Annotated in this window: 24 protein-coding genes; 15 read left to right on the top strand and 9 right to left on the bottom strand. The window is 43.8% G+C overall.

Annotation, left to right across the window (positions count from 1 at the left end):
- Positions 1-10: 10 nt before the first annotated feature.
- Complete coding sequence (locus PPIS_RS09935; RefSeq protein ID WP_249031214.1) at positions 11-748, top strand: GGDEF domain-containing protein; 738 nt, start codon at positions 11-13, stop codon at positions 746-748.
- A gap of 506 nt (positions 749-1,254) precedes the next feature.
- Positions 1,255-2,613, top strand: coding sequence for a molecular chaperone (gene yegD / locus PPIS_RS09930; protein WP_010371981.1), 1,359 nt, complete (start codon positions 1,255-1,257; stop codon positions 2,611-2,613).
- Positions 2,614-2,658: 45 nt separating this feature from the next.
- Here yegD and PPIS_RS09925 read toward each other — a convergent pair whose 3' ends face one another.
- Genes PPIS_RS09925 through PPIS_RS09915 form a run of 3 tightly spaced genes read right to left on the bottom strand, consistent with a single transcriptional unit; the run spans position 2,659 to position 4,472 of the window.
- The gene (locus tag PPIS_RS09925; RefSeq protein WP_010371978.1) at positions 2,659-3,117 is read right to left on the bottom strand and encodes a methylglyoxal synthase; all 459 of its coding nucleotides are present in this window, start codon (positions 3,115-3,117) and stop codon (positions 2,659-2,661) included.
- A gap of 28 nt (positions 3,118-3,145) precedes the next feature.
- Positions 3,146-3,781: a LysE family translocator gene (locus PPIS_RS09920; RefSeq protein WP_010371975.1), complete on the bottom strand. Its 636-nt coding sequence runs from the start codon at positions 3,779-3,781 to the stop codon at positions 3,146-3,148.
- Between the two features lie 7 nt (positions 3,782-3,788).
- Positions 3,789-4,472 carry an XRE family transcriptional regulator gene (locus PPIS_RS09915; protein ID WP_010371973.1) on the bottom strand — a complete coding sequence of 228 codons (684 nt, stop codon included), beginning with the start codon at positions 4,470-4,472 and terminating at the stop codon, positions 3,789-3,791.
- A 227-nt stretch (positions 4,473-4,699) separates the two neighbouring features.
- Here PPIS_RS09915 and PPIS_RS09910 point away from each other — a divergent pair, with 227 nt between their 5' ends.
- The gene (locus PPIS_RS09910; RefSeq protein WP_010371972.1) at positions 4,700-4,954 is read left to right on the top strand and encodes a helix-turn-helix domain-containing protein; all 255 of its coding nucleotides are present in this window, start codon (positions 4,700-4,702) and stop codon (positions 4,952-4,954) included.
- Positions 4,955-5,025: 71 nt separating this feature from the next.
- Here the strand turns inward: PPIS_RS09910 and putA are convergent, their stop codons facing one another.
- Positions 5,026-8,829: a bifunctional proline dehydrogenase/L-glutamate gamma-semialdehyde dehydrogenase PutA gene (gene putA, locus PPIS_RS09905; protein WP_010371970.1), complete on the bottom strand. Its 3,804-nt coding sequence runs from the start codon at positions 8,827-8,829 to the stop codon at positions 5,026-5,028.
- 406 nt (positions 8,830-9,235) lie between these two features.
- On the opposite strand from putA, the gene PPIS_RS09900 reads away from it, so the two are divergent.
- Genes PPIS_RS09900 through PPIS_RS09885 form a run of 4 tightly spaced genes read left to right on the top strand, consistent with a single transcriptional unit; the run spans position 9,236 to position 11,556 of the window.
- The gene (locus tag PPIS_RS09900) at positions 9,236-9,724 is read left to right on the top strand and encodes a winged helix-turn-helix transcriptional regulator (RefSeq protein ID WP_010371968.1); all 489 of its coding nucleotides are present in this window, start codon (positions 9,236-9,238) and stop codon (positions 9,722-9,724) included.
- A 27-nt stretch (positions 9,725-9,751) separates the two neighbouring features.
- Positions 9,752-10,498 (top strand): SDR family oxidoreductase, encoded by a 747-nt coding sequence (locus PPIS_RS09895; RefSeq protein ID WP_010371965.1) that lies wholly within the window; start codon positions 9,752-9,754, stop codon positions 10,496-10,498.
- A gap of 6 nt (positions 10,499-10,504) precedes the next feature.
- Positions 10,505-10,954, top strand: a complete 450-nt coding sequence (locus PPIS_RS09890; protein WP_010371961.1) for an FAD synthase family protein — start codon at positions 10,505-10,507, stop codon at positions 10,952-10,954.
- Positions 10,951-11,556, top strand: a complete 606-nt coding sequence (locus PPIS_RS09885; RefSeq protein WP_010371958.1) for an SDR family NAD(P)-dependent oxidoreductase — start codon at positions 10,951-10,953, stop codon at positions 11,554-11,556. Before PPIS_RS09890 ends, PPIS_RS09885 begins: the two co-directional genes overlap by 4 nt.
- 9 nt (positions 11,557-11,565) lie before the next feature.
- Here PPIS_RS09885 and PPIS_RS09880 read toward each other — a convergent pair whose 3' ends face one another.
- The gene (locus PPIS_RS09880; RefSeq protein ID WP_010371955.1) at positions 11,566-12,183 is read right to left on the bottom strand and encodes a GNAT family N-acetyltransferase; all 618 of its coding nucleotides are present in this window, start codon (positions 12,181-12,183) and stop codon (positions 11,566-11,568) included.
- Entirely contained in the window at positions 12,167-12,394 is a 228-nt protein-coding gene (locus PPIS_RS09875; protein ID WP_010371952.1) for a helix-turn-helix domain-containing protein, read from the bottom strand. Before PPIS_RS09875 ends, PPIS_RS09880 begins: the two co-directional genes overlap by 17 nt.
- A 392-nt stretch (positions 12,395-12,786) precedes the next feature.
- Here PPIS_RS09875 and PPIS_RS09870 point away from each other — a divergent pair, with 392 nt between their 5' ends.
- The 4 genes from PPIS_RS09870 to PPIS_RS09855 are packed head-to-tail and all read left to right on the top strand — an operon-like array spanning position 12,787 to position 16,808.
- A complete protein-coding gene (locus tag PPIS_RS09870; protein WP_010371949.1) occupies positions 12,787-13,098 on the top strand; it encodes a 2Fe-2S iron-sulfur cluster-binding protein in 312 nt (103 codons plus the stop codon).
- A gap of 4 nt (positions 13,099-13,102) precedes the next feature.
- On the top strand, positions 13,103-14,509 hold the full coding sequence (locus PPIS_RS09865) for an FAD/NAD(P)-dependent oxidoreductase (protein ID WP_010371946.1): 1,407 nt from the start codon (positions 13,103-13,105) through the stop codon (positions 14,507-14,509).
- On the top strand, positions 14,496-15,701 hold the full coding sequence (locus tag PPIS_RS09860; protein ID WP_010371941.1) for an NAD(P)/FAD-dependent oxidoreductase: 1,206 nt from the start codon (positions 14,496-14,498) through the stop codon (positions 15,699-15,701). The genes PPIS_RS09865 and PPIS_RS09860 overlap by 14 nt, the downstream gene beginning before the upstream one ends.
- Before the next feature lie 42 nt (positions 15,702-15,743).
- Positions 15,744-16,808, top strand: a complete 1,065-nt coding sequence (locus PPIS_RS09855) for a S66 family peptidase (protein WP_010371938.1) — start codon at positions 15,744-15,746, stop codon at positions 16,806-16,808.
- A gap of 1,478 nt (positions 16,809-18,286) precedes the next feature.
- On the opposite strand, the gene PPIS_RS09850 is transcribed toward PPIS_RS09855, so the two are convergent.
- A protein-coding gene (locus PPIS_RS09850) for an IS3 family transposase (RefSeq protein WP_096040897.1) occupies positions 18,287-19,467 on the bottom strand; the annotation gives its coding sequence in 2 pieces (ribosomal slippage) (positions 18,287-19,209 and positions 19,209-19,467; 1,182 coding nt in all).
- Positions 19,468-19,538: 71 nt separating this feature from the next.
- Positions 19,539-20,291: an alpha/beta hydrolase gene (locus PPIS_RS09845; protein WP_249031257.1), complete on the bottom strand. Its 753-nt coding sequence runs from the start codon at positions 20,289-20,291 to the stop codon at positions 19,539-19,541.
- Positions 20,292-20,484: 193 nt separating this feature from the next.
- On the opposite strand from PPIS_RS09845, the gene PPIS_RS25370 reads away from it, so the two are divergent.
- Both PPIS_RS25370 and PPIS_RS09835 read left to right on the top strand, forming a co-directional pair.
- Entirely contained in the window at positions 20,485-20,691 is a 207-nt protein-coding gene (locus PPIS_RS25370; RefSeq protein ID WP_249031256.1) for a hypothetical protein, read from the top strand.
- Between the two features lie 126 nt (positions 20,692-20,817).
- Entirely contained in the window at positions 20,818-21,297 is a 480-nt protein-coding gene (locus tag PPIS_RS09835) for a hypothetical protein (RefSeq protein ID WP_010375988.1), read from the top strand.
- Positions 21,298-21,379: 82 nt separating this feature from the next.
- Here the strand turns inward: PPIS_RS09835 and srmB are convergent, their stop codons facing one another.
- Positions 21,380-22,606: an ATP-dependent RNA helicase SrmB gene (gene srmB / locus PPIS_RS09830; protein ID WP_010375986.1), complete on the bottom strand. Its 1,227-nt coding sequence runs from the start codon at positions 22,604-22,606 to the stop codon at positions 21,380-21,382.
- A 67-nt stretch (positions 22,607-22,673) separates the two neighbouring features.
- On the opposite strand from srmB, the gene PPIS_RS09825 reads away from it, so the two are divergent.
- Positions 22,674-23,378, top strand: coding sequence for a tRNA1(Val) (adenine(37)-N6)-methyltransferase (locus tag PPIS_RS09825; RefSeq protein WP_010375985.1), 705 nt, complete (start codon positions 22,674-22,676; stop codon positions 23,376-23,378).
- A gap of 129 nt (positions 23,379-23,507) precedes the next feature.
- Positions 23,508-25,106, top strand: coding sequence for a hybrid sensor histidine kinase/response regulator (locus PPIS_RS09820; protein ID WP_010375984.1), 1,599 nt, complete (start codon positions 23,508-23,510; stop codon positions 25,104-25,106).
- The last annotated feature ends 35 nt before the right edge of the window (positions 25,107-25,141 follow it).

The raw sequence follows: 25,141 nt of genomic DNA, 5'->3' as shown, positions 1-25,141 counted from the left end.
AAAAACAAACTTGAAAGATCAGGCATTACAGGAAGCAAAAGTTAACGGCTACTCACATGGTAGCCATATTCACTTGTCTACGCCTGTTGGCGAGCGTTGGTTTGAGGTCTCTATTGCCCGTAAGGTTGTCACTGCAAGCGATAATCATGCAGAAACACGTTTTATCGTGTTATCTCGGGATATCAATGACCGTAAGTTGGAGTATCTTGAAGCCGAGAAGCTGGCGTATCATGACCAATTAACCGAGCTACCGAATCGCCATGTTCTCCAACATGGGTTAACGGAGCAGCTCCGTATAGGTCAGCAGCTTGGTAGTTATAGCGCAATCTTGTTTTTGGACCTTGACGATTTTAAAAAAGTAAATGACTTGCATGGCCACCATGTGGGGGACCAGCTACTTAAGGCGGTTGCCCAGCGTTTGTGTGCTAGCGTACGCCAAGATGATGTGGTGATCCGTTGGGGAGGCGATGAGTTTGTGATTTTAATCACTCACTTATCTCCACAACAGCCTCAAGCCGAATCTCATGTGGTTGGGATCTGCCAGCAAATAATCAACAAGGTAGATAAGCCATATCTCTTTGAAGGCAATAAGCTAAGTTGTCGGATTAGTATCGGCGTCAGTCTGTTTAATAACCTCGATATCGAGACTGGGATCCAACAGGCAGATTCCGCTATATATCAAGCCAAGCAATCTGACAGCGTGCGCTATGCTTTCCACAACAAACCAATTAAGGATGTTGGAACCTAGGGCCTGTTGACCTTTGCTGTTTGATTTTTGTTCTTCTGAGTGTGTTTTGGTAGCGACGCTCGACTTGCCGCCTAGTAATCTAGGCAAAAGTTGAGCAACAATGAACAAAGCGCACTCAGGTGAACCCAAAGGGCAGCGCTTGACTGGCATTTCTACTGTGTTATCACCTGACTTACATAGAATAACTATGCTACGCAGGCTCTGCCTTGTATAAATACCAGTCAAACTGCTGCAAAAACAAACTTGAAAGATCAACAGGCCCTAGATAAATTCATCTGACAATAACGACAACCATAATACACTTCGCGACTTTTCAGCAGTTTGAGGTAGAGAATGAAAGTCGGGTTTGATTACGGAAGCTCTCATTGTGCAATGCCTAGTGTGTTATGCAAAACGGTTTCATTCCACGACAAGCCTATAAAGGATGTGAGAACCTAGATAAATTCATCTGACAATAACGACAACCATGATACACTTCGCGACTTTTCAGCAGTTTGAGGTAGAGAATGAAAGTCGGGTTTGATTACGGAAGTTCTAATTGTGCGATGGGTGTCATGCAAAATGATGAAGTGGACTTACTGCGTCTCGAGCAAGATAAATATTACCTGCCTTCGACTATGTATGCGATGCACAATGCGTTAATTCCTGCATTTGTTAACCGTCATCTGAGTGAACCAGATCCAGTCTACACACAGTCTCGCCAAGGGCTGCTAACGGTAGCACAGCAAGCCAAACGCGATCTCGATTTAGAAGCGCATGAAGCGGGCGTTTTTTTTGGTCAAGCGGCGATTTCTGAGTATATCGAATTTCCCGAAGAAGGTTTTTTTGTAAAATCACCCAAGTCCTTCTTTGGTGCGGTTGGGCTTAAACCTCAACAAATCGCCTTCTTTGAAGATATTGCTGCGGCGATGATGATGGAGATTAAGCGCCGTGCCGAGTCGCAGTTGCAACAGTCCATCACCGACACTGTGATTGGTCGACCTGTTAACTTTCAGTCCGTCGGTGGAGAAGAAAGCAACCAACAAGCGGTTAATATTCTTACCACCGCCGCAAAAAGAGCTGGGTTTAAGGAAGTGGATTTTCTCTTCGAACCGCTCGCAGCGGGGATTGAGTACGAAAGCCGTCTTCAGCAAGATAAACTTGTGCTGGTGGTTGATATCGGCGGTGGTACTAGCGATTGTTCGTTTGTCCGAATGGGGCCAAGCTATCGCAATAACACACAGCGCCAACAAGACTTTTTAGCGCATACGGGCAAACGTATCGGCGGTAACGACTTAGACATTGCGCTAGCTTATCACCAATTAATGCCGTTGTGTGGTCTAGGTTCTAACATGAGTTCAGGTTTGCCGATGCCTAGTCAACTGTATTGGCAGGCATGTAAAATCAATGATATTCAGTCTCAACTAGACTTCTACAGCGATAAATTAGCGCGAGAATTGCAAAGCATGTTGCGAGATGTCGCCGAGCCGCAAAAGCTGGCGCGTTTACTTCATATTCAACAGAACAAACTTACCCATCAAGTGGTTCGTGAAGGTGAGCTTGGTAAGATAGCACTCTCTGAGCAAGCAAAGTTTAATGCCAATCTTGGTTTTATTGAGCCACAGTTAACCTCTGAATTTACGCAGCAAGATTTTGCCGAGTCCATCATGTCGAACTTAGAACAGATGGACATGCTTGCGAAAGAAGCGATTCATCAAGCGGGATCAAAACCCGATGTAATTTATCTGACTGGCGGTAGTGCACAATCACCGTTACTCAAGGCAACGCTTGCACAGCAAATTGGTGATATTGAAATGGTGAACGGGGATAACTTTGGTAGTGTTACTGCAGGCCTGACTAAGTGGGCGGATAAAATATTTAAGTAATCGAAGTCAAAAATCAAAGAAGCGGTCACTAGCCGCTTCTATCCATCAATCTAAGCGACTAGCAAGGTACTGCTCATAATCAGGTAAATGTCTTGCGATTGGCTGGCTCATTTTATCGCACGCCATCAGTAAATCTGCTGTCGCTTCATTACAGGCGACGGGAATATTCCAAACAGCAGCGAGTCTCAACAGTGCTTTTACATCCGGATCGTGAGGCTGTGACGCCAGCGGATCCCAAAAGAAAATCAAGACATGAACATCTTGCTCCGCAATTTTGGCACCAATTTGCTGGTCGCCACCCATTGGGCCACTAAATAGCTTTGTTACTTCTAAACCAGTATGCTTTTCTATTAGGTTACCCGTTGTGCCCGTAGCGTAAAGCTTGTGCTGTTTAAGGCTATCTAAGTGAGTCTGACACCACTCAAGTAGGGCTGGTTTCATGCCATCGTGTGCAACCAAAGCAATATGCTTTTTAGCTGGCAGTGGCTGTGAACGTTTTTGCATGTGTACTGCTCCTATTTTGCGTAACTGTTTAGAGTAATAAGTTGACTGCCAATGCGATAAAAATTAAGCCTGAAATTCGATCAATCCACACCGGCGCTGCGGGATGCTGCCTAAAATAGCCCGCGATTTTATCACCACCGTAGATGTACATGCAGTCGATGGGAAAAGCTAAAATAGGATAAAGTAAGCCAAACATGGCCAGTTGCATCGTTGTCGAGGTCGTCAAGCTACTATCGACAAACTGAGGAATAAAAGCAATAAAAAACAAGGCGACTTTGGGATTTAAGACTTCCGTCATCATTGCTTGGAACATCACGTTTTTAGGCTTTTTGGTGCTAACGTGTGGTTTTTCCTCGCAAGCTATCTGCCCCTTCCCAAGCGTCTCTTTGATAGTCATTACACCTAGATAAGCTAAGTAAGCTGCGCCGAGGTATTGTACTGTGGTATAGGCGGTCTCTGAGGCTTTTAGGAGTGCCGATAAGCCGACAACGGCAAAGAGTGTGTGGATCACCCCACCGAGTGCAAAGCCTAATGCGCTCTGCATGCCAGCAGCGCGGCCATTAGTAAAGGTCTGCGCCATTAAAAACGCATTGGATGGGCCCGGTGCCACGGCAATTACCATGCTGGCGATTAAAAATGAGAATAAGTATTCAAGATTTAGCATCGTATTATTAAATTAGATCTTTACCAATCCATACCACTTTACCGAGAATTTCCAGCTGCTCCAATTCATTCGGCATCACAACTTGTTCCCTGTATTCTTTATTATCGCTAATCAAGCGTACTGAGCCATCAAAGTTTTGTTGTAAGCGCTTGGCATAAAGCTCTTCACCAAGGCGGACAACATAGATCAGACCTTCGCTTAACTTTTTATCCGATAAATCCACTAAAATTGTATTGTTATTGTGAATAGTGGGTTCCATAGAGTCGCCTTTGGCAAACACCACGACCAGCTGTGACTTATCTAGGTTTTTAAATTCAATCCACTTTTTTCTAAATGCAAGATAACGTGCAACCTCGGCACTTTGGTTAAATGCGCCATAACCGGTGCTGACAGAGACATGGTAGCCAGGCACAACAACAAAGTCTTCATTGAAGTCTTCCAAGGTAATACTTTGCTGGATGATTGGTGATTCGGTTTTGCAATCAAGTGGGATCCCGGTAACGAGCCACATCAAATCTACGTTGGCCTGTTTAGCAATGCGTTCAATCACACTGAGTTTTGGGTCTTCCCCTTTTAATATTCTGCGCAGCGTCCCTTCAGATACATCAATTTTTAACGCAAAAGCTCTAATACTGTCCGGCTTGATCGCATATTCTACGCGCTCCGCTAGGCTCATGAGACTTTGTTCCATGCGTTGCCTCTTAAATAATGATACGTGTGCGTCATTATATGGGCTATTTTTTGCGAAGTAAAATCATTTTTGACGCAAAAAAGATCCATTTTTTCGTTGTAATGCGTAAAAAATAGATCTATTATCTTCATTAAATTACGCAGTGAATGCATTTAGTCAGTGAGTGCGTAAATAAGTGATTTTTCTAAAAGTCATATATTTGCGCAATTTTTTAAGGAATGAGTGTGATGTTAATGAGCCAACCTTTAATTTCTGAACGCGCGCCGCTTGGTGCTGCCATACTTAGATTTGCACGTAAAAGTCGCGGTTTTACTCAAGCTGAATCAGCCGCAAGTTATGGTATAGAGGAGCGAACATTAAGGCGCTGGGAGAATAACGAATACAATCCTAAATGGAATGATGTGATTGCTTTGGTTGAAGATGTTTATTTAATGGACATTGTTAATGTCATTGTGGGATTAAGGACATCAAGCGCTGCGTAAAAAATTAAAGCCAGCTTGCGCTGGCTTTGTTCAATAAAGTCGCTATGTCTAACATAGCGACTTATATTCTCTTACTCTTCGTCTTCAACAAGTGTCATCAGTGAAGTGTTACCACCAGAAGCTGTGGTATCGATACTGATGGTTTTCTCAGTCACAAGACGGTTGATAAGCGTATCGTAGTACTCTGCACTGATCACAGGCAGGATAGCACCTTTGCGCTCTGCAAGTTGCTGTGAGAAGTAACCAAGGCGTGAAGAGCGCGCAGCCACAACAGCACCTGCAAGGTGAGGGTGTGCCAAAATCGCTTGTAGCTGGTTTTGCTTCGCTACTTGGAATACGCCTTCAGCAACGCCAGTTGAGATGAACTTATCTCTAAATGCCAATGCTTCTTCATAGAATAAGTCAGAGGCTACTGTGATCACTGTGTTACCGGCAGCAAGTGCTGTGATAATTGAAATCGCCCAGAAGTTGAACGACGTACTCTTATCGGCATATACCACTACACAACCACGCGCTTCTAAGTGCAGCGTGTTCGACTCACCAGTAGGTCCCGGTAGTGTTGTGTAAGTACGCATACGCTTTTCTAAGCGGTTTAGCTGAGCACGTGCATCAGAAAGCGTTAATGATAAATCATCCGCCAGCTCATCAATGATGTCTACTGTTGCTACTTTAGCAAGTAGCTGACGCACTGCCGAAACACGGTCATTAAGCGCAGTACGACGCCAGATCTTCTCATCACGCTTAGAGTTTTGCATCAGTTTTTCAACTTGCTCAACGGCACCTGGGAAGTGGTGGATCTCTAGCTCATCAGGCGTCAGATCTGTCATTTGGACGTTGTCTGGTGACGCTTTTTCTTTCACAAGGCGAAGTAGGTAGTTTGGACCACCTGCTTTTGGACCTGTACCTGATAAGCCACGACCACCAAATGGCTGAACACCAACAATCGCACCAATCATGTTACGGTTCACGTATACGTTACCCGCACGCGACATCTTAGCTAGGTATTCGCAGCGCTCTTCAATACGTGAATGAACGCCCATCGTTAGACCGTAGCCTGTACCATTGATTTGGTCGATCACATTATCAAGTTGATCAGCTTTGAAGCGTACAACGTGGACTACCGGACCGAATACTTCACGCTTAAGCACGGATAGATCAGCAATCTCATATAGGCGCGGAGCGAAGAAGTAAGCGCCGTTCTCGCTGTTATCGGGGATCTTAGCTTCGAATAGTAGCTTACCGTTCGACTTCATGTAATCAACATGCTTAGTCAAAGTGGTCAGCGCTTTTTCGTCGATTACTGGACCTACGTCTGTAGATAGTAGCGATGGGTCGCCGATATGTAGCTCTTTAAGCGCACCTTGGATCATTTCAATGATACCGTCAGCAACATCTTCTTGTAAGAACAACACACGAAGTGCTGAACAGCGTTGACCGGCACTTTGGAAGCCTGAAGAAATAACATCGTCAACCACTTGCTCTGGTAATGCTGTTGAGTCAACGATCATACAGTTTTGACCACCAGTTTCTGCGATCAGAGGAACCTGAATATCGTTACGCTCAGCAAGAATTTGTGAGATAAGCGTACCAGTCTCTGTTGAACCTGTGAACATAACCGCTTGGATACGCTCGTCAGGCACGATGTGTTTACCCACTTCGCTACCGCGTGCGATAACCGGTTGTACTACGTGCTCCGGTAAGCCAACGGTATGCATTAATTCAATACAACGCAGTGCAATCATACTGGTTTGTTCAGCAGGCTTTGCAATAACGGTATTACCTGTCACGATAGCGGCAGCTACCTGACCTAAGAAGATCGCAAGTGGGAAGTTCCACGGGCTGATACATAAAATCACGCCACGAGCTTCAAAGCGCTCATCTTTAGAAAGCTCTTCTGCACGTGCTGCATAGTAGCGACAGAAGTCAACGGCTTCACGTACTTCATCGATGCTGTCTTGGGTTACTTTACCAGCTTCTTTAATACAGATGGCAACAAGTTCGTCATGGTGACGTTCAAGGATGTCAGCAGTACGGCGTAGTAGGTTTGCACGCTCTTCAACTGAGGTTTGAGACCAACTTTCAAAAGCCGCATCAGCATTGGCAAGCACGCTTTGCATGTGTGCTTCATCGTGTAAAGGCACAGATCCAATCACTTGTTTGTGGTTCGCAGGGTTACGAACAGCAAGGTGACCCTCTGGTACTTGGCTTTCATCGATTAGATGTTCGTTAAACCAGTTGTCTAGGTTTTCTTTAAACGGTGTTAAATCGTTGATGTCCGTTAGGTCTTTACCTTTTGAGTTTGGACGCTCATCGCCATAAAGCTCGATAGGTAGTTTAATTTGCGTATTGTAACGGTTACGTAGGCCTTGCAGCGTTTCTACAGGATCTGGAAGTAGTGACTCAACAGGTTTAGTGGTATCAACGATTGCGTTTACGAATGATGAGTTTGCACCATTTTCAAGTAGACGGCGTACCAGATAAGCAAGTAGGTCTTCGTGCTGACCAACTGGTGCATACACACGACACTGAATTCCTTCGTTTTCAACGATTTGGTCGTAAAGTGATTCACCCATACCGTGTAAACGTTGGAATTCGAACCCTTTGTTATCGCCTTTGGCCACTTCTAGAATGGTTGCTGCGGTGTAAGCATTATGCGTCGCAAACTGCGGGAATAGCACATCGCGAGCTTCAAGTAGCTTAATAGCACACGCTTTATAAGAAACATCAGTCGTTGCTTTACGAGTGAACACAGGGAAGTGCTCAAGACCATCTTGTTGAGTGGTTTTGATTTCTGTATCCCAGTAAGCACCTTTAACTAGACGCACCATCAGTTTACGGCCTACGCGACGAGCAAGTTCTGCTACCCATTCCACAACGAAAATAGCACGTTTTTGATATGCTTGTACTGCAAGACCAAAACCATTCCAGTCGCCAAGCGCGTCGTCTGAGAATACCGCTTCGATAACATCAAGTGAGATATCTAAACGATCCGCTTCTTCCGCATCAACCGTGAAACCGATATCGTATTCTTTCGCAGCAATAGCAAGTTCTTTTAGCTTAGGTACAAGCTCGTCCATCACGCGGTCACGATGTGTGAATTCGTAGCGCGGGTGGATAGCAGAAAGCTTCACTGAGATACCTGGGCTCTTAATTGGGCCACGGCCTTTCGCTGCTTTACCGATCGCGTGAATAGCGGTCATATAGCTTTGGAAGTAACGATCTGCATCACGCATCGTACGTGCGCCTTCACCTAGCATGTCGTACGAATATACATAACCTTTTTGTTCTTTATCAGCGGCACGATCGATAGCATCTTGAATGGTTTCACCCATTACAAACTGCTTACCCATGATCTTCATTGCGTAGTTAACGGATTTACGGATAACCGGCTCACCAAGACGACCAATTGTACGCTTTAACACGCCAAATTGTTCTTCTTTATTCTTGTCTGAATAGTTAACCATTTTACCGGTAACGAGTAGACCCCAGCTTGAAGCGTTAACAAATAGCGAGTCGCTGCTGCCTAGGTGTGAACTCCAGTCGCCTTTTGCGAGCTTGTCGCGGATCAGGCTTTCTTGTGTTGCTTTGTCTGGTACACGAAGTAAAGCTTCGGCCAAACACATCAGTACCACGCCTTCTTCGGTAGAAAGAGAGAACTCATTTAAAAGCGCGTCTACACCGTTTTGACCATCTTGATCTCTACGAATGTTCAATACCATTTGACGTGCACGTTCCCATGCTCGGCTTCGAGCTGTAACGCCTACCTCAGCTAAAGGTAAAATATGATCAATTACTGCGTTCTCATCGATGCGGTAAAAATCACGGATCTTTTGTCGGATAGGACAGTTAGTTGTCAAATCGCCGTTATAAAGCATAAGCAACCCTCAAAAATTGGAGTCAAAAATACATGTAATTCGCGCCTGCCTATGGAATCACACACCTTAATGTGCAGATTACAAAACTACATCTGAACTGATGCCAAACTAAGCAACCAAAGGTTGAAAGTGTAGTTTAATTTGTATAGGAAGCCTCAATTACGACAAAATGATGCAGTCACATTGCTAACCATAACACACCCATTTGGGGGTTCAAATTTTAGCCAGAATGCATTATCTAAATGTTCGAACAAAGCCGCGTTAAAGACTGAAATAAGCCGCTTTGCCCTTTATCGTTAATTTCGCGGGCATTCTATCGAAAAGACAGCAGAATATGCTGTTTTATTTTTAAGGAATACGGTAAATTTGCGGGTAATCTCAAACCCTCACAAAATTTTATGCTGATATGACGACTTCCATTAAAACTCGGGTATTAGATCGCATCGATTTAGCAATCTTAGACGCGCTCCAGCGCAATGGTCGGATCTCTAATGTAAACTTGGCGAAAGAGGTAAACTTGAGTCCGAGTCCTTGCCTCGATCGAGTAAAAAAGCTCGAGTCGGAGGGGTATATCGAAGGGTATACGGCAAGATTAAATGCCGCAAAACTTGGCCAGCATTTGGTTGCGCATGTGGAAATCACCTTAAAAAGCTCGACCGAAGCGGTATTTGAGGTATTCAAACAGCATATTGTAAAAATCCCCAACGTCGTTTCTTGTGATATGGTAGCTGGTGGCTTTGATTATTTAGTTAAGATCCGAGTTCAGGATATGCGTCAATATCGTGAGGTATTAGGTCAAATTGTTGAAATACCTGGCGTTGGTACAAATCATACCTATATGGTGATAGAACACGTCAAAGAAGACATGGGTGTAGAAGTACTGAACTATCAGTAGCTGTTGGCCTAATTTAAGGAATAATAAATGCAAAAAGTGGTACTTATCACCGGTGCGAGCCGTGGGATTGGTGCGGCAACGGCTCAACTGCTGGGACAACAAGGATTTACCGTTGTTATAAATTACAAGCAGAATGTGCAAGCCGCAGAAACGGTTGCTGATACCATCCTAAGAAATAATGGTAAAGCGCATTTGTTACAAGCAGATGTCACAGATGAAAAATCTGTAGAGGCAATGTTTGACAGGATAAAGACTGATGTTGGCGTAGTTACGCATCTGGTCAACAACGCTGGCGTGCTGAACACGCAGACTCGAGTTGAGCACATGACTGCAGCTCGCATCAACAATATGCTTACCAATAATGTTACGCCGTATTTTATTTGTGCTCGCGAAGCAATTAAGCACATGCGTTTAAGTGCCAATCCAGCACAATGCGCAATAGTGAATGTATCGTCGGCAGCTTCTTATTTAGGTGGAGCTAATGAGTATGTTGACTATGCGGCTGCAAAAGGTGCAATAGACAGCTTCACTAAAGGCTTATCTCTGGAATTAGCCGCTGAGCAGATCCGAGTGAACTGCGTGAGACCGGGCTGTATTTATACCGATATCCACTGCGACGGTGGTGAACCAAACCGAGTTGATCGTCTAGCCGATTTTTTACCGCTGAAGCGAGGTGGAACCGCGATTGAGGTTGCCAATGCTATCGCTTGGCTTTTAAGTAACGAAGCAAGCTTTGTTACAGGAACTTTTATTGATTTAGCTGGAGGGAAATAGCAGTTTATGAAAAATAAAATTGTTTATGTCTCAGGAACATTTGATTTATTTCACAGTAATCATTTAAAAATGATTAGTTATGGCCGAGGTTTAGGAGACACGTTGATCGTTGGTGTAAGTACCGATGAACTTGTTTGTTCTTATAAAAAGCCACCGGCAGTGCCATTTGAAGAGCGTTTGGCGATTATCGAAGGGTTAAGAGACCCAGATCTTGCTATTCCACAACGTACTTTAGATCATCGTGAAACGGTGAAAAATCTAAATATTGATGTGTTCGTGATTGGCGATGATTGGAAGGGAAAATATGATTATCTGAAAGAGCTTGGAGTTCAGGTATTTTACTTTCCTTATGGTGCTGGGGTTAGCTCTAGTAACTTAAAGCAAAAAATCTACGATCAGTATAAAAAGCTGATAGAGCAAAGCGACAATCATCCAATCCCAGAGCCACAGAAATGAAAGTGTTAATAACGGGCGGACAGGGTGGTCTTGCCGTTTATTTAAGCGATGAACTGAAGCGCTTAGGACATGAAGTGGAAGCGCCATCGCGCGTGCAGCTTGATGTCTCTAAACCAGCTGAAGTTGAGCGTTTTTTTGACGACAAATCTTATGACTGTGTGATCAATGCGGCAGGAACGCTTTACTCAAGTTTAGTCGCAGACTCTGAGCCAAATCTCTGGATCCGTGACATCGAAGTAAACCTAATCGGTACTTATTTAATTTCTCGTGCTGCAATTAAAGCAAACAAAGCGGTACATTTGGTCAATGTGGCGTCGACGGCGGCATTTAACAGTTACAAAGATTGGACGTCTTATTGTGCGGCGAAAGCGGGTGTGGTGACCTTATCTAAAGGCCTTCACAAAGATGGCTACAAAATAACGGTACTGTGTCCCGGGGCAATAGATACGAAGCTGCGCGCTGGTCTTACTATCAATAATCCCAATGTGATGAGCATACCACAAGGTGCTGCGCCAATCTTAGAGGCTGTAACTACACCACAGCACATCGGTAAGCTGTTTTTTTATCGCCTGAATGAAAGTCGTAGCGAGTCGCTTGATTAGACTGGTTTGCTAATATTCGTTGGCACAATGCGTTTGAGCTACGCGCTCAATATGTTTGCGCAAGGTCGGTGCAAGCAGTTTGTAATAGTATGTGGTGGCATGGAAGTCACCGCGCTCATCACTGACAAAATGAGGGATTTGTCCTGCGACTTTAAAGCCCAAACTCTGATATAGAATTTCTGCGTCCGAATCTGATTGTGTATCAAGGACGAGTAACGATATCTGCTGCCGCGTAGATTCTTGCTCTATGGCTTGCATCAGCTTTGTTGCCACGCCTTTTCGTCGGCTGTTTGGATGCACTAATAGCTTTTCCACTTCTGCTCGGTGCTGAGCATTATCTTTTGTTGCTGGTGAGAGTTGCACACAACCTGCCATTACGCCATTAAGTTCAGCGATAATAAGCGTCTTTTGCGACTTGATCACAGCATCGAATACCTGCCACCAGTAGTTTTGTATTGCTCTGCTAGAGGATGAGGGCAAAAAGCCGATAGAGGCGCCAAGATTAATACAGGCTTGCGTCAGTGCGCTGAGTTGTTTTACCCAAAGCTGACAATCTAAGCGATTGTATTTCAAGCTAGGCGCCTGAATAATGCGAAGCTGCATAGCGCTATTAGACAAATTGTTCATGCAGTTCCTTATTTATCCGAGCCAGACTTTGCTCAAGCCTTGCCTTTTCATGCATTAATTTTTGCCATCGAGTTTGCTGTTTTTCTTGGGAGCTTCGCAGTGCTTCGTAAAGTGCTCGCTGCGACACATGATAGGCTTTTGCAGCTTGTGATGGGGTGAGCATATCGTTCATTACTGCGTGTACTGCTGTGTCTAGTTTGCCAAGTGTCATTGTGCCTTCTCCTTAACATCTACTGGGTTTGTTGCTGTATCGTGCACAGGCCAGATACTCACGTCCAAATGCCAAAGTAAGTACATCGTTTGATATAAAGTGTACATAATTACGCTCCTTTCATCCGTCGTGTCGTTTAATAAGGAAAAACTGTGCCAGAAATTAAAACTATTTAATATCAATAGGATACGGTTTGCGTTGGTCTGTAAATACGTTCGCATTGCACTGCTTTAGTGAGGTGGGTGCAGCATTTGCACCGAATTGAACAGAATTAGCGCGAGAGTGCTTAAAAGTTAATTTGGATCAAATTAAAGTGAATGAAGTAAATAAAATGTTTATTTTTAATATTTGGATAGTAGGCTTTGTGCGACTTTATTGAAGGAGCATTTTTCATGTCTGAATTATCCAGAACCCAAGATATTACAGACCCTGAGGGGTTACAGTTCCAAATTCAAATCGACGACATTGCGGTTAATGCATGCGATGGTGAAACCGTGTTGTCTGTTTTGCTTGCGGCAAACTATAAGCAAATCATGGAAAGCGATCGAGAGGCCGTATCCGGTGCTTATTGTGGTATGGGCGTTTGCCATTGTTGTCAGGTAACGATAAACAAGCAACATAAACAAAAGGCTTGCCAAACCTTAGTACAACCCAACATGCAGGTTGAAACTAAACAAAATCGCTTCAAGCAGGTTGGAGTATAGTGTGATGTCTAGTTGTCAAAAAGAAAAAATCGTTATTGTTGGTGCAGGACCTGCAGGCGTTAGCTGTGCAGCTGAGCTGGCTAAATATGGCATTACTAGCACCTTAGTTGACGAAGCACCAAAAATTGGTGGGGTGATCTATCGCGGGCCACTTCGACAAGCGAGCAAGCTTCCTCATTTAGATGAAAATCTTAAACGAGCGATGGCTGCGCTAAAGGTACGCTACGAACATCATAAACAAGATATAACACTACAACTACAAACCAAAGTGCTTGGGCCTGAAGGCGAGAGCGGTTTGCTGTTGCAAACACAAAATCAGTTAACACAAATAGATTACACCAAGTTGGTTCTGGCAACTGGTTGTCACGAGCGCAGTGTGCCATTTGAAGGATGGCAGTTACCTGGTGTGATGTTAATGGGCGGGATGCAACTTCAGCTTAAAAGTGGGTTAGTTCGACCAGGGAAAAAAGTGGCTTTAGTTGGAACTGGACCATTATTACCATTGGTTGCTTGCCAGTTACATAAATCCGGTGCACAAGTGGTTGGCGTATATGAAGCGAGTCGCTTTAGTGAACTGGCGAAAGAGACTGTGGCGCTGCTTAATAAACCTAAGCTTACGCTTTCGGGATTGAGTATGTTGGCGTATCTCAAAAAGCATAATATTCCATTCAAGTATGGCTATGGCATTGTGAAAGCAGAAGGCCAAGAAAAACTCTCCAGTGTTACCGTAGCGCCTTACGATGAGCACTGGCATGCGGACTTGTCAAAAGCACAGCATTTAGCCGTGGATAGTCTAGGGGTCGGCTATGGTTTTGTTGCCCGCACCCAGCTTGCCATGCTACTTGGGGTTTCTCATCAGTACACAACCACGAATGGTTATGTGCCTTTATTAGATGACAATTTACGCAGTAGCTTAAATTCAATTTTTGTCTGTGGTGATACCAATGGTTTGCTAGGTGCAGAAGCGGCTATCATTGAAGGGAAAATGGCCGCAACCATGCTTGCCTATGAACAAGCCTGTTTAAGCGAAACGGCCTTCCACACGCGGATGCGCAAGCTCAAAACTAAACGTAAGCAAGCACAGAAGTTTAGAGCCGGATTTGACCGCTTCTCGGCGCGCAGAGAGGGGCTACTAGCGTTAACCCAGCCAGATACTGTGGTGTGTCGCTGCGAACAAGTAAAGCGCCAGCAACTCGATTTAGCGTTGCAACAAGGTGCGAAAGATTTGTCTAGCGTGAAAATGAGAACCCGTATTGGCATGGGAGACTGCCAAGGAAAAATGTGCTCTAGCTATGCACTAGACCGACTGCACGCTGCAGGGCATTTAGATACACTCGGTGTGATAAGGCCAAGATTCCCACTTGACCCAATTCCATTTACTTTACTGGAGAAAAACCATGAAGCAGTATGATGTCATTATCGCAGGTGGCGGTGTAATTGGTGCTGCCTGTGCTTACTTTTTAAGCCGCGATACTAACCTAAAAATCGCGTTAGTGGATTTAAAAAAGCCGGGTAACGCGTCTCGTGCATCTGCGGGTGGATTATGGGCAATTGGTGAGTCGGTTGGACTTGGCTGTGGTGTGATCTTCTTCAAAACCTTGTCGAAGCTCCAAAGTGAAGGAGATACCGAAGCTGCACAAACATTGCGGCCGCATCAATTACCAGAATGCTTTTTTGAACTTGCGCTCAAATCAAACGAGTTATATCCAGCACTGCATGAAGAAATGCTGGCCAGACATGATGTCGACTTTAAGTTTGAACGTACCGGTCTTAAATTCATTATGTACAATCGCGATGATGAAATATATGCAGATAGCATAGTGTCTGGGATCCCTAATTTGTCTTCGCAGATCCGTTGGTTAGACCAACAGCAATTACGTGCAGAGGAGCCTTATATCACCCCAGATGCAATTGGTGCGATAGATTTTATTTGCGACCATCAGGTAAACCCATACCGGTTAGTTGATGCGTATACCGAAGGTGCACGCCAAAATGGTGTTGAGTTATTTTTGAATACCGAAGTGCTAGAGGTACTGCGTGAAGGCAATAAGGTGATAGGTGTGAGGACGCAAGATCAAAGCCTGCATTGCGAGACCTTAATTAATGCCGCTGGTGCCTGGGCGGATGACATTTACCATCAGGCGACTGGTAAACACATGCCAGTTTACCCGGTTAAAGGCCAAATAGTGCTGTCTGAGCGCATGCCTAAAGTATTAAATGGTTGTATCAGTACCAGTGATTGCTACATTGCACAAAAGGACAACGGCGAGATTTTGATTGGCTCATCAACGGAGGAAAAAGGCTTCGATACCACCAATAGTCTAGATAAAATCACCGAGTTGTCACAAGGTGCTATGAAGTGCTTGCCGGTGCTAAAAGAGTCGAGTATTAAACGTTGTTGGGCAGGACTTAGACCTGGTACACCGGATGAGCTGCCAATTTTGGGCCCCGTTGATGGAGTAGAAGGTTATATTAATGCGTGTGGACACTTTAGGACGGGGATTTTAATGTCGGCCATTACTGGCACGCTTATTACTGAACTCATGACAGGCAAACCTACCTCTGTTGATTTAGCTCCGTTTCGCGTTGAACGATTCGAATAAGCGTTTGATTCTGTTGTCTTAATGGGATATATCTAGTTGCTGATGAATATTCCATTAAGGCAAGATAGACGGTGCAATTACGCGAGCCTAAAAAAACTAAACCGAGGTGATACCCTTGCGATTGTATCACCTAGCTGGGGTGGCCCAGGTATATTTCCTCACATCTTTGAGCAAGGGTTAGCAAACCTGCGTTCGCTTGGTTTTAATATTGTTGAAATGCCGTCGGCTCGAACGGCCGCGGATGTGCTCTTTTCACAGCCACAATTACGTGCAAAAGATATTAATGATGCCTTTGCAGACCCGAATATCGCCGGGATAATTTCTTCTATTGGTGGTTCAGATTCCGCGCGGATCCTACCTTATTTAGATAAATCCGTTATCTTGAATAACCCTAAGTTTATGATGGGCTATTCTGACTTTTCGACGCTTACCACATTGCTGAACCAATGGGGATTAGTCACCTTTAACGGCCCATCGGTCATGGCCGGTTTCTCCCAGTACCACAACGCTAGTGCTGAGTATCAAGCCTATTTAGCGCAGGCGCTGCTAGGTGAAGTCCATTATCCAATATTCAAAGCTTATTCTCATGGGTATCCTGAGTGGGCAATACCAGAAAACGTCGGTAAGCTGCATCCCGCTATTGCGACAAATGGTCCTAAAGTACTGCAAGGTACTGGGCAAGTGGAAGGGCGGCTATTTGGTGGCTGTTTTGAAGTGATGGAGATGCTAAAAGGCACAGAATACTGGCCATCGCCGTCATTTTGGCAAGACAAATTGCTATTTTTAGAAACCTCTGAAGACAAACCCAGTCAAGACTATATTCGCTTTTGGTTACGTAACTATGGCGTAATGGGCGTGTTTGAAAAAATATCCGGCTTAATGATTGGCCGCGCACGGGACTACAGCGAGCGCGAGATGGCTGCGCTTGATGAAGTGATTTTATCGGTTGTACGTGATGAGTTTGGCTGTGACAGTTTACCCGTAATAACTCGGCTTGACTTTGGCCATACCGATCCGCAGTGGATTTTGCCGCTAGGAATACAGCACCGCTTGGATTTGGATAACTTCAGTCTAGATGCGATAGAGCCTGTGTTTGATTTGTTGTAGTGATGAGGGAGACATACTGTGCTGAAAAGTTTTTTTGGTGATTGTAGGCAAATTTGCTGCTTTGAGAGAAAAACTAGAACTCGCAGTCAAAACTAATCCGCTTAACCACACCAGAAGAGCATAACTTCTCGGCGGGTGAACTGCCTCCCACAAAACTATTTAGACTGTGAGGTAGGAGGCGATACAGATAGCTTTTGCAATGCGTGCCAGTAGCTTAATCATAAAAATCGTAGAAGATCTCACAAGCAACTTATTCCCCCTCCATCACACCCGAAAAGCATAAGCCGATATGCAATTCGCCGACAGGATGTCGGCCAAGTCTTGTCTGGCATAGGGATGTGCCTTACAAGGCGGTTGCACTATATCAGCTTAGGGTTTGAGGATTGAGTGTGATGCTGGGGCGACGTTTTCTTGGTTCGTTCTTTTTCGTCGTTTAAAAAGAATGAACGAGAAGCGTATGGATGCGCTTTGATATCGGCCAAGGAGAGTAAGGCTAATATGTCCTCCTGACTAGTTTCGACGCCCATCCATGGGCTACGACATACTTTTCTTTGATGTCCAAAGAATCGTTGCGCAAAAGAAAGGGCACTCCTGACATCACACTGACTCCTCAAGTAAATCGCCAATATGAACGTCACCGCTGTGTAAGGGACATCCCTGTCCCTGTCACAGCTTTTCACGCATCCATGCGTTGAAATGACTCATTGTCACTTTACTTTCGGGTGTGATGAGGGAGGAAAACGGTGCTGATAGTTTTGTTTGGTGTTTGTAGGCAAATTTGCTGCTTTGAGAGAAAAACTAGAACTCGCAGTCAAAAATAATCTCCCTCCATCACACCCGAAAAGCATGAGCCGATATGCAATGTGCCGACAGGATGTCGGTCAAGTCTTGTCTGGCATAGGGATGTGCCTTACAAGACGGTTGCACTATATCGGCTTAGGGTTTGAGGATTGAGTGTGATGCTGGGGCGACGTTTTCTTGGTTCGTTCTTTTGCGTCGTTTCAAAAGAATGAACGAGAAGTGCATGGATGCGTTTTGATTGCAGCCAAGGAGGGTATGTTTGATTATGGCTGATTTGTAAAATCAAGTAGTTAACCTGCTTAATTACTCAGGCTAACGGCCTCTGTGCGCGTAAAAAATATCATTGATTATTAAGGAAAATTTAGGTGTAATGAATACATAATAAGCGCTGAGCAATGCAGGGAAAGCTTAATTAATAATAGATTAGCTGTTCAAACCAACTGATTTGGTTAATTTCTCTAAAAAGCAAATTCCCATGGCATAAATAACACCAACTCTGACACATCGAGCGGGTAGCTGCTCAGTCCAACAAGCGATTATGCAACACAAACTGCGTGTCGCATGAATACTAAAATGTTAGCCATACAAAGGAGATTATGTGGCAATCGAATCACCGTTATTCCAGAGTGCAATGGAGTTACTAGGTCACTCTTTCTCGCACTATAATGGTGTAGTGGTCAACTAATTTTGGCCACAGTTTTAGAATCTTGGTATCTAACCTCAGATTCATTTGGCGCTAAACCAGCATTATAATGATGAGGCCTAACGTTGTTATAATATCCGTTGATATAATCACTCACACCATATTTAGCATCTTTAAAGTTTTCGTATCCAACCTTTGGCATCCACTCCGTTTTAAAGCTTCTAAAAAATCGCTCCATTGGCGCATTATCCCAACAATTTCCGCGCCTGCTCATACTTTGTGTAATTTTATAGCGCCATAAACGTTGGCGGTACTTCAAGCTTGTATAATGGCTTCCTTGGTCTGAGTGAAACATCAATCCACTTGGTTTACCTCTGCTTTCATACGCGAGTTCAAGCGCTTTTAGCGTTAAGCTAGTATCTGGCGACAACGACATTGCCCAACCAACGACTTTACGTGCAAATAAATCAACAACGACCGCTAAATAGGCCCAGCGATTGCCTGTCCAAATATACGTCACATCACCGCACCACACCGTATTCGGCTCAACAACATCAAACTGCCTGTCTAGCAAATTTGGGATTTCAAGATGCTCATTACCACCCCTTTTATATTGATGTTGTGGTACTTGGCAGCTCTCTAGTTTTAGTTTAACCATTAGCTTAGCGGCGCGATAACGGCTTAATTCAAAATCGTTATTCGTTGCGATTGCTGCGATTGTCCGTGCCCCAGCTGAACCGCCGCTCATTGCATGTATGGCTTTAACTTCAGCTTCTAGCCTTATTTGCTCTGGTGTAGGCGTTGTATCCCGTATGGCCCAATATTTATAGCTGCTGCGATGCACATTGAATACGCTACACAACACGCTAATTGGGTAACGCTCTCGTTGATTTAATTTCTCAATTAACGAGAATTGTTCAGGGAGTCGGACATCAAGAGAGCGGTAGCCTTTTTTAATATATCCTTTTCTAATTCAATACGTTGGATTTGCTTTTTAAGTTCGCGGATTTCAATTTGTTCAGGTGTCATTGGTGACGCTGTGGGGGTCTGGCCATTCCGCTCTTGCTTCAATTGAGTTACCCACTTACTTACAGTTGATTTACCAACCCCCATAGCCTTAGCTGCATCTTCTTGTGTGTAGCCTTGGTCAACTACAAGTTGAGCTGTTTCTAATTTGATTGCCGCAGAATAGGTTGCGCGTTTTAATTTCGTCATTTTTTCACCCAAATTTGTATGCAAATAGCATAACATTTCTTTCTTAATGGGTGGCCAAATTAACTATGCCACTACAGTGGGTTAGCACGATAGATATAAATGGACTGCTTTAAGTAGTTTTTATCATCATCGAAGTGAGTTCGATGCCATTGTTGGCTACCAAGAAACTGATAAACATCCGCATCATGACCTCCTTGTAACACTAAATAGTTAACATTTTTCAGGATGTTTCTACCATCAGCATGTTGATATTGCCCGTCCATTGGGGCTAAAGCGACAATGGATTTAATGTTAAAACCAAACTCTGTTGATTCACTACTATTTGGTAAGGTCTTCCATTGATTAAATGATGCAGCTAAAGCAACAGCCTCCCCTCCTCTAGACATCCCTATTAAAGCGATATTCTCTAAATCTATTTTGTTATAAAAAGCGTGACCTTGCTCAGCATTCCATTTTTGCAGCAGCTTAATATGTTCAAGTAGTATCCAACCACGGGCACCATTTTCTCCCAATAAATCATTCAAATAAGTTTGATTTACTTGCACAACAAAGTGACCTCGGCTGGCGAGCAATTCACCTAGATAATCAAACCCCGGGGCAGAATTTCCATGGACTAATAATACTAACGGTAGTGGTTGGGCTCCCAACGGAAGCCAAACTTTAGCCTCCAAAGGTAAATTACTACTTTTAAATTTGTGGTAGGCATTGTCCTCATATCCTTGGTTACGAGAATAGTCGGAAAGAAAGCTAGGTAAGCTCACATTTGGAGCAATTACATCAGGTTTTGATATAGCAAATAAAAATGGTCGTTCGCCATAGTTCATCACTGTGTATTTATGTTCGCCCTGTTCGGCAGGATTAGGTAAACCCGTAAACGGGTTTCGAAACAAGGATTCATCTTTACGGTTAGCAAGTGTTGGTAGTGTAAAGAGTTGCGGAATAGATTATCTTTTAGTTGGATGGGCGGGATTAGTTCCTGAGTCCTGTAGGAACACCATTCTTTTTATACCACCCTCGATGACAAAGTATTTTTGGGGCTACCCTGAACGCCTTGCATCAAGATTACAGAGCTATGGTTCGGATGTTTATCTATGGTCTCGACATGAATCGATCACCCAATCCTACTCTGATGTTGTCACATCGGGTATTGGAGTTATCACTAGTGATCTTGATTTTATTCGTGCAACGCAAACTAACAAACGAGTCAATCAGGACGCTCGCTAACTCGCGCACGCGAGCGTTATAAATACTTTCAGACACTGTGTGTAAATACCATAGGGGATAAATATCTCAGGTTTAATCGGCGTAAATACGAAAGTCTTAGACTTTTTAACAACAAAAAGGATCACTATGAAAATCAAACAGCATTTCACAAAATTATTATTACTATCGGCATTTTTTAGCTCTGGTATTTATGCAAACGAGAGGACTGTCGAGTTTTCTGTGCCTGGAAATCAGTATTGTGATGCGAATCATGTGACTGAGCTATCACTGGTAGTATCAAATTTAAGCGATGTTGAAACAACAATAAAATTAGATCTATACACAATCAAAGGCACTCCTTTGATACATGGAGGAACAGCTAATAACGGTATGGAATCTGAGCTTACAACTGGACAGGAGCTGGTATTAAGTGGTAGAGCAACTACAACTTACCACATTCCATTTGGTAAAGGGAATGTTGCATGTTCCTCTAGAATCTACCATGGGAAAATAACAGTATCCAGTCTTAATGGTAGGATCATTGCTTCAGGCTTCATTTCAGGTAGAAATAAAGAGCTCTTCCGAAGTTCTGCGCCAATTATAATAAACGGTGGCAACGCGTTTTAAAATTGAACAGTCGCATTTATCTAGATTAGCACTTTCCCAAATTAACATAAAAAAACCAGCGTATTGACGCTGGTTTTTTGGGTTATTTTTTCTTTTTAACCTTGGCGGCTTTCTTTTTCGCCTTAATTTTCACCGGGTCTTTTTTCTTCTTCGGTGCTTTTGCTTCTTTATGTTTAGGTTCAAGGCCTTTAATTACACGGCGCTTAAGTTTTTGGTCGGTGTAACGCTCAACCTTCCCTAAAACTTCAACATCATGGGCTTCAACCAAAGAAACCGCGGTGCCTTTTTTACCAGCGCGGCCTGTACGACCGATGCGGTGTACATAAATATCTGCGGTGCGTGGCATATCAAAGTTAAATACGTGGCTGATATCCGCAACGTCGATACCACGGGCTGCAACATCTGTTGCCACTAAGATATTCGTCTTACCACTGTGAAAACTTGCCATCGCAGCCATGCGTTTGTCTTGTGGCATTTCACCACGTAGCCAAGTGGTTTTAATGCCTTTGGCAAATAGCTCGCCAACGAGTGTTTCTAAGCGTTCACGCGTTTTTACGAAGATAACCGCTTTGGTGACTTCTTCGTCATCTAGTAGTTGTGCGAGCAAATTGACTTTGTGCTCGTAGTTATCTGCAAGGTGAACCCACTGATGGATTTTACCTTTTTCTTTACGTGATGGCGTGGCTTCAAGTAGTGCTGGGTCTTGTAATATACGCTCAGCAAACTTCTCAACGCTTTCGCCCTCAAGCGTTGCAGAGAACAAAAAGCACTGACGACGGTTAACCGCTTCAGAGCAAATACGTAGCATTTCTTTTCGAAAGCCCATGTCTAGCATGCGGTCGGCTTCATCTAAGATCAGTAGCTCAACGTTTTCTGCGTGGAAGTTCTCGGTTTCAAGATATTCCATCAAACGACCTGGGGTTGCGATAAGGATATCATTGTTCTTTTCGAAGATTTCTTTGTGACTGCCGTAATTAATACCGCCAGTTACCACGCCTATTTTAAGGTTAACACCTGCGGCAAGGAGTTCACATTGCTCGTGTATTTGATAGGCAAGTTCACGCGTTGGCGTCATGATAAGTACGCGGGCAAAGCCTGGCTCTTTGCGAGGGAAATCAAGCAAATACTGAATCGCAGGGATCAAGAATGCAGCGGTTTTACCCGTACCGGTTGGTGCGCTGGCGAGAATATCTCGGCCAATTAGCGCTTCAGGAATAGCCATCTGTTGAATGCTGGTGGGAGTATCGAAACCCATTTTTTTAATCGCACTAATCAGCTTGCTGTCTAAATCAAATTCAGTAAATTGCATATTGCATCACAAATAAAGGACAATAGCGGAATTATACGTTGCTATTGCATTTTCTCAAAGGTATAGGATGTCTCAGTTTGCATTTAAACAGTTTTCGGTGACCCAGCATCATGCGGCAATGAAGGTTTCGACCGATGGTATTTTGCTTGGCGCGTGGGTTCCACTCGCTAAAGCCAATCGGATTGTTGATGTCGGAACGGGAACTGGGCTTATCGCATTGATGTGTAAACAGCGAAGTCCAACGAGTAAAGTCCATGCGGTTGAGATTGATGACGATGCGTTGAAAGATGCTGAATTTAATATCAAGCACAGCCCGTGGCCTGATATTGAGCTGCATCGCTGTGCAATACAAGAGTTTGATAGCGAGCTGCGCTTTGACCTCATGGTATCAAACCCACCATACTTCAACGCGAGTTTGAAAGGAGAAAATCAAGCGAGGAATAGAGCGAGACATACGGACAGCCTAAGTTTTGATGCCTTGCTTGATGCCTTCGAAAAGTTTACGACGGATGCTGGGCAACTTGCGGTAATTTTACCCTATCAAGAGAGTTTGCTCTTTTGTCGGCTTGCCAAAGCGCGAAATTGGTTTCTTGTTTCAAGCTGTGCGATTAAAACTACCCCGAGTAAATCTTACTCTCGCAGATTGCTACTGATAGGCAAACAAAGCATAGCACAACCAAGTCATGAGCAATCGTTGGTGATATACGATGTAGATAACCAATATACGAATGATTTTGTTTCTTTATGTCATGAGTTTTACCTAAAAATGTGATGGATATTTTTTGCTCGTATCGTGATTTATCTTCTACACTTTAGCTGAGAAATAGTCAGAATCATCGTGTCAAAAGTGCAGTCTGATTTACGTGTACTTTGCTGGTTTAATTCGCTTGTGTAGGTGTTCATGAAAAAAGCCGAGATCCCAAATAACGAAGAAAATCGTCTCAAAGCGCTGCGCGAATATAAGGTATTGGATACCGCTGCTGAAGCAAATCTTGATGAAATTACGCAGCTAGTGTCAGAGATCTGTGAAACGCCTATCGCGCTTATTAGCTTGATAGACACAAATCGCCAATGGTTTAAGTCTAAAGTAGGGTTGGATGTGGATGAAACCCATCGAGATATCTCCTTTTGTTCTCATGCTATTTTGCAAGAAGATGTATTTGAGGTGCAAGACGCCCTAGAAGATGAGCGCTTTTTTGACAATCCACTGGTTACTGGCGGTCCGAAAATCCGCCATTATTCCGGTGCACCGCTGATTAGCTCTGGCGGTTATAAGGTAGGCACTATTTGTGCTATCAGTGATAAGCCCAAAAAACTCACCGATTTGCAAAGGAAAACACTTGTCACCTTGGGTCGTCAGGTAATTCGGCAACTTGAACTGCGCAGAGAAGTAAACGTACTTAAGCTGCTCAATGATTCCAAAGACAATTTCTTATCTGATATCAGCCATGAATTACACACTCAACTTAATGCCATCATTGGCTTTAATGATGTGGTACTCAACTCTGCTGAAGCTGAAGGGTTTTCTGAATCTACGACAAGCTACCTGCAAAATATAGAAACGGGGGGGAGTAAGCTGCTTACTGTCATTGATTCCGTATTAGAGCTTGAGCTTATTGAAGGTGAAAAAGTTCAGTTTGAACCCATTCTTTGTTCATTATCCGATCTACTCAAGCAGTCAGTTGCTCGCTTTGCTACTGAGGCAAAACAACATGATATTACGATTACGCACTCTATTGCTGGCGTCTATAAAGGTGAGGCTTTGATGCTCGATAAGGATAAAGTGTCGCGCGTCATAGAGACTTTACTCGACACTGCAATTCAGAGCAGCGAGGCTGGGCAAGAAGTGGTGCTCAGAGCATATGTCATTGGTAATGAAATACAGTTTATTGTAAAAGACAGTGGTAAAGGCCTTTCGGCGCTTGAGCAAAGTAATCTATTTGACCGCTTTAGCATGTTTGAGGGCAGAGGAAACTTAGGGGTTGGATTAAGCCTATGTGTGACTAAAGCACTTATTGATATTATGGGGGGGCGGATCAGCGTTTCCAGCCAAGAGGGTGAAGGGACTGAGGTGGTGTTTATTATTCCATGCAAAAGCGAAAGTGGAGTAAAAGTCGCTTCGCCACCAAAAACAGAGCATATCGCCATTTTCTATCATCAGATTGGTGTAATAGAAGACAATCCGCTTAATCAGCTACTGATCACTGCGATACTCGACAAACTGAATTGTAGTTATGATATTTTCGAATCTGCTGAAGCCTATTTTGAAGTGGCAAAAGAAAAACACTTTGACATCATTTTTATGGATGTGAATCTTCCGGGTATGAGTGGTACAGAGGCGGCACATTTAATCAAACAAGAAAATTCAAGGTTACCGATTTTGGCGATAACCGCTGATATTTTCTTAACTCAAGCTCAAAATGAAGTTTTTGATAATGTGATCCATAAGCCGTATAAGCTATCACAAATTGAGGCCGCATTGAGTCAGTTTTACAGATGATATTAGGGATGGGCGTTAACACTTTGGATTAGTGC

Source organism: Pseudoalteromonas piscicida (genome assembly GCF_000238315.3).
In the GTDB taxonomy this organism is placed as follows: Bacteria; Pseudomonadota; Gammaproteobacteria; order Enterobacterales; family Alteromonadaceae; genus Pseudoalteromonas; species Pseudoalteromonas piscicida.
Note: the sequence above shows the minus strand (reverse complement) of the source record. Positions and strands in the feature narration are given on the sequence as shown.

Bases quoted from the DNA above. Each gene is read 5' to 3' on its own strand.
- PPIS_RS09890 (WP_010371961.1), top strand. From the start codon at position 10,505: ATGAAAAATAAAATTGTTTATGTCTCAGGAACATTTGATTTATTTCAC.
- PPIS_RS09865 (WP_010371946.1), top strand. From the start codon at position 13,103: ATGTCTAGTTGTCAAAAAGAAAAAATCGTTATTGTTGGTGCAGGACCT.
- PPIS_RS09920 (WP_010371975.1), bottom strand. From the start codon at position 3,781: ATGCTAAATCTTGAATACTTATTCTCATTTTTAATCGCCAGCATGGTA.
- PPIS_RS09825 (WP_010375985.1), top strand. From the start codon at position 22,674: ATGTCTCAGTTTGCATTTAAACAGTTTTCGGTGACCCAGCATCATGCG.
- srmB (WP_010375986.1), bottom strand. From the start codon at position 22,606: ATGCAATTTACTGAATTTGATTTAGACAGCAAGCTGATTAGTGCGATT.
- PPIS_RS09835 (WP_010375988.1), top strand. From the start codon at position 20,818: ATGAAAATCAAACAGCATTTCACAAAATTATTATTACTATCGGCATTT.
- PPIS_RS09880 (WP_010371955.1), bottom strand. From the start codon at position 12,183: ATGAACAATTTGTCTAATAGCGCTATGCAGCTTCGCATTATTCAGGCG.
- PPIS_RS09845 (WP_249031257.1), bottom strand. From the start codon at position 20,291: ATGAACTATGGCGAACGACCATTTTTATTTGCTATATCAAAACCTGAT.
- PPIS_RS25370 (WP_249031256.1), top strand. From the start codon at position 20,485: ATGACAAAGTATTTTTGGGGCTACCCTGAACGCCTTGCATCAAGATTA.
- yegD (WP_010371981.1), top strand. From the start codon at position 1,255: ATGAAAGTCGGGTTTGATTACGGAAGTTCTAATTGTGCGATGGGTGTC.
- PPIS_RS09860 (WP_010371941.1), top strand. From the start codon at position 14,496: ATGAAGCAGTATGATGTCATTATCGCAGGTGGCGGTGTAATTGGTGCT.
- PPIS_RS09910 (WP_010371972.1), top strand. From the start codon at position 4,700: ATGTTAATGAGCCAACCTTTAATTTCTGAACGCGCGCCGCTTGGTGCT.
- PPIS_RS09870 (WP_010371949.1), top strand. From the start codon at position 12,787: ATGTCTGAATTATCCAGAACCCAAGATATTACAGACCCTGAGGGGTTA.
- PPIS_RS09900 (WP_010371968.1), top strand. From the start codon at position 9,236: ATGACGACTTCCATTAAAACTCGGGTATTAGATCGCATCGATTTAGCA.
- putA (WP_010371970.1), bottom strand. From the start codon at position 8,829: ATGCTTTATAACGGCGATTTGACAACTAACTGTCCTATCCGACAAAAG.
- PPIS_RS09820 (WP_010375984.1), top strand. From the start codon at position 23,508: ATGAAAAAAGCCGAGATCCCAAATAACGAAGAAAATCGTCTCAAAGCG.
- PPIS_RS09855 (WP_010371938.1), top strand. From the start codon at position 15,744: ATGAATATTCCATTAAGGCAAGATAGACGGTGCAATTACGCGAGCCTA.
- PPIS_RS09885 (WP_010371958.1), top strand. From the start codon at position 10,951: ATGAAAGTGTTAATAACGGGCGGACAGGGTGGTCTTGCCGTTTATTTA.
- PPIS_RS09925 (WP_010371978.1), bottom strand. From the start codon at position 3,117: ATGCAAAAACGTTCACAGCCACTGCCAGCTAAAAAGCATATTGCTTTG.
- PPIS_RS09875 (WP_010371952.1), bottom strand. From the start codon at position 12,394: ATGACACTTGGCAAACTAGACACAGCAGTACACGCAGTAATGAACGAT.
- PPIS_RS09895 (WP_010371965.1), top strand. From the start codon at position 9,752: ATGCAAAAAGTGGTACTTATCACCGGTGCGAGCCGTGGGATTGGTGCG.
- PPIS_RS09915 (WP_010371973.1), bottom strand. From the start codon at position 4,472: ATGGAACAAAGTCTCATGAGCCTAGCGGAGCGCGTAGAATATGCGATC.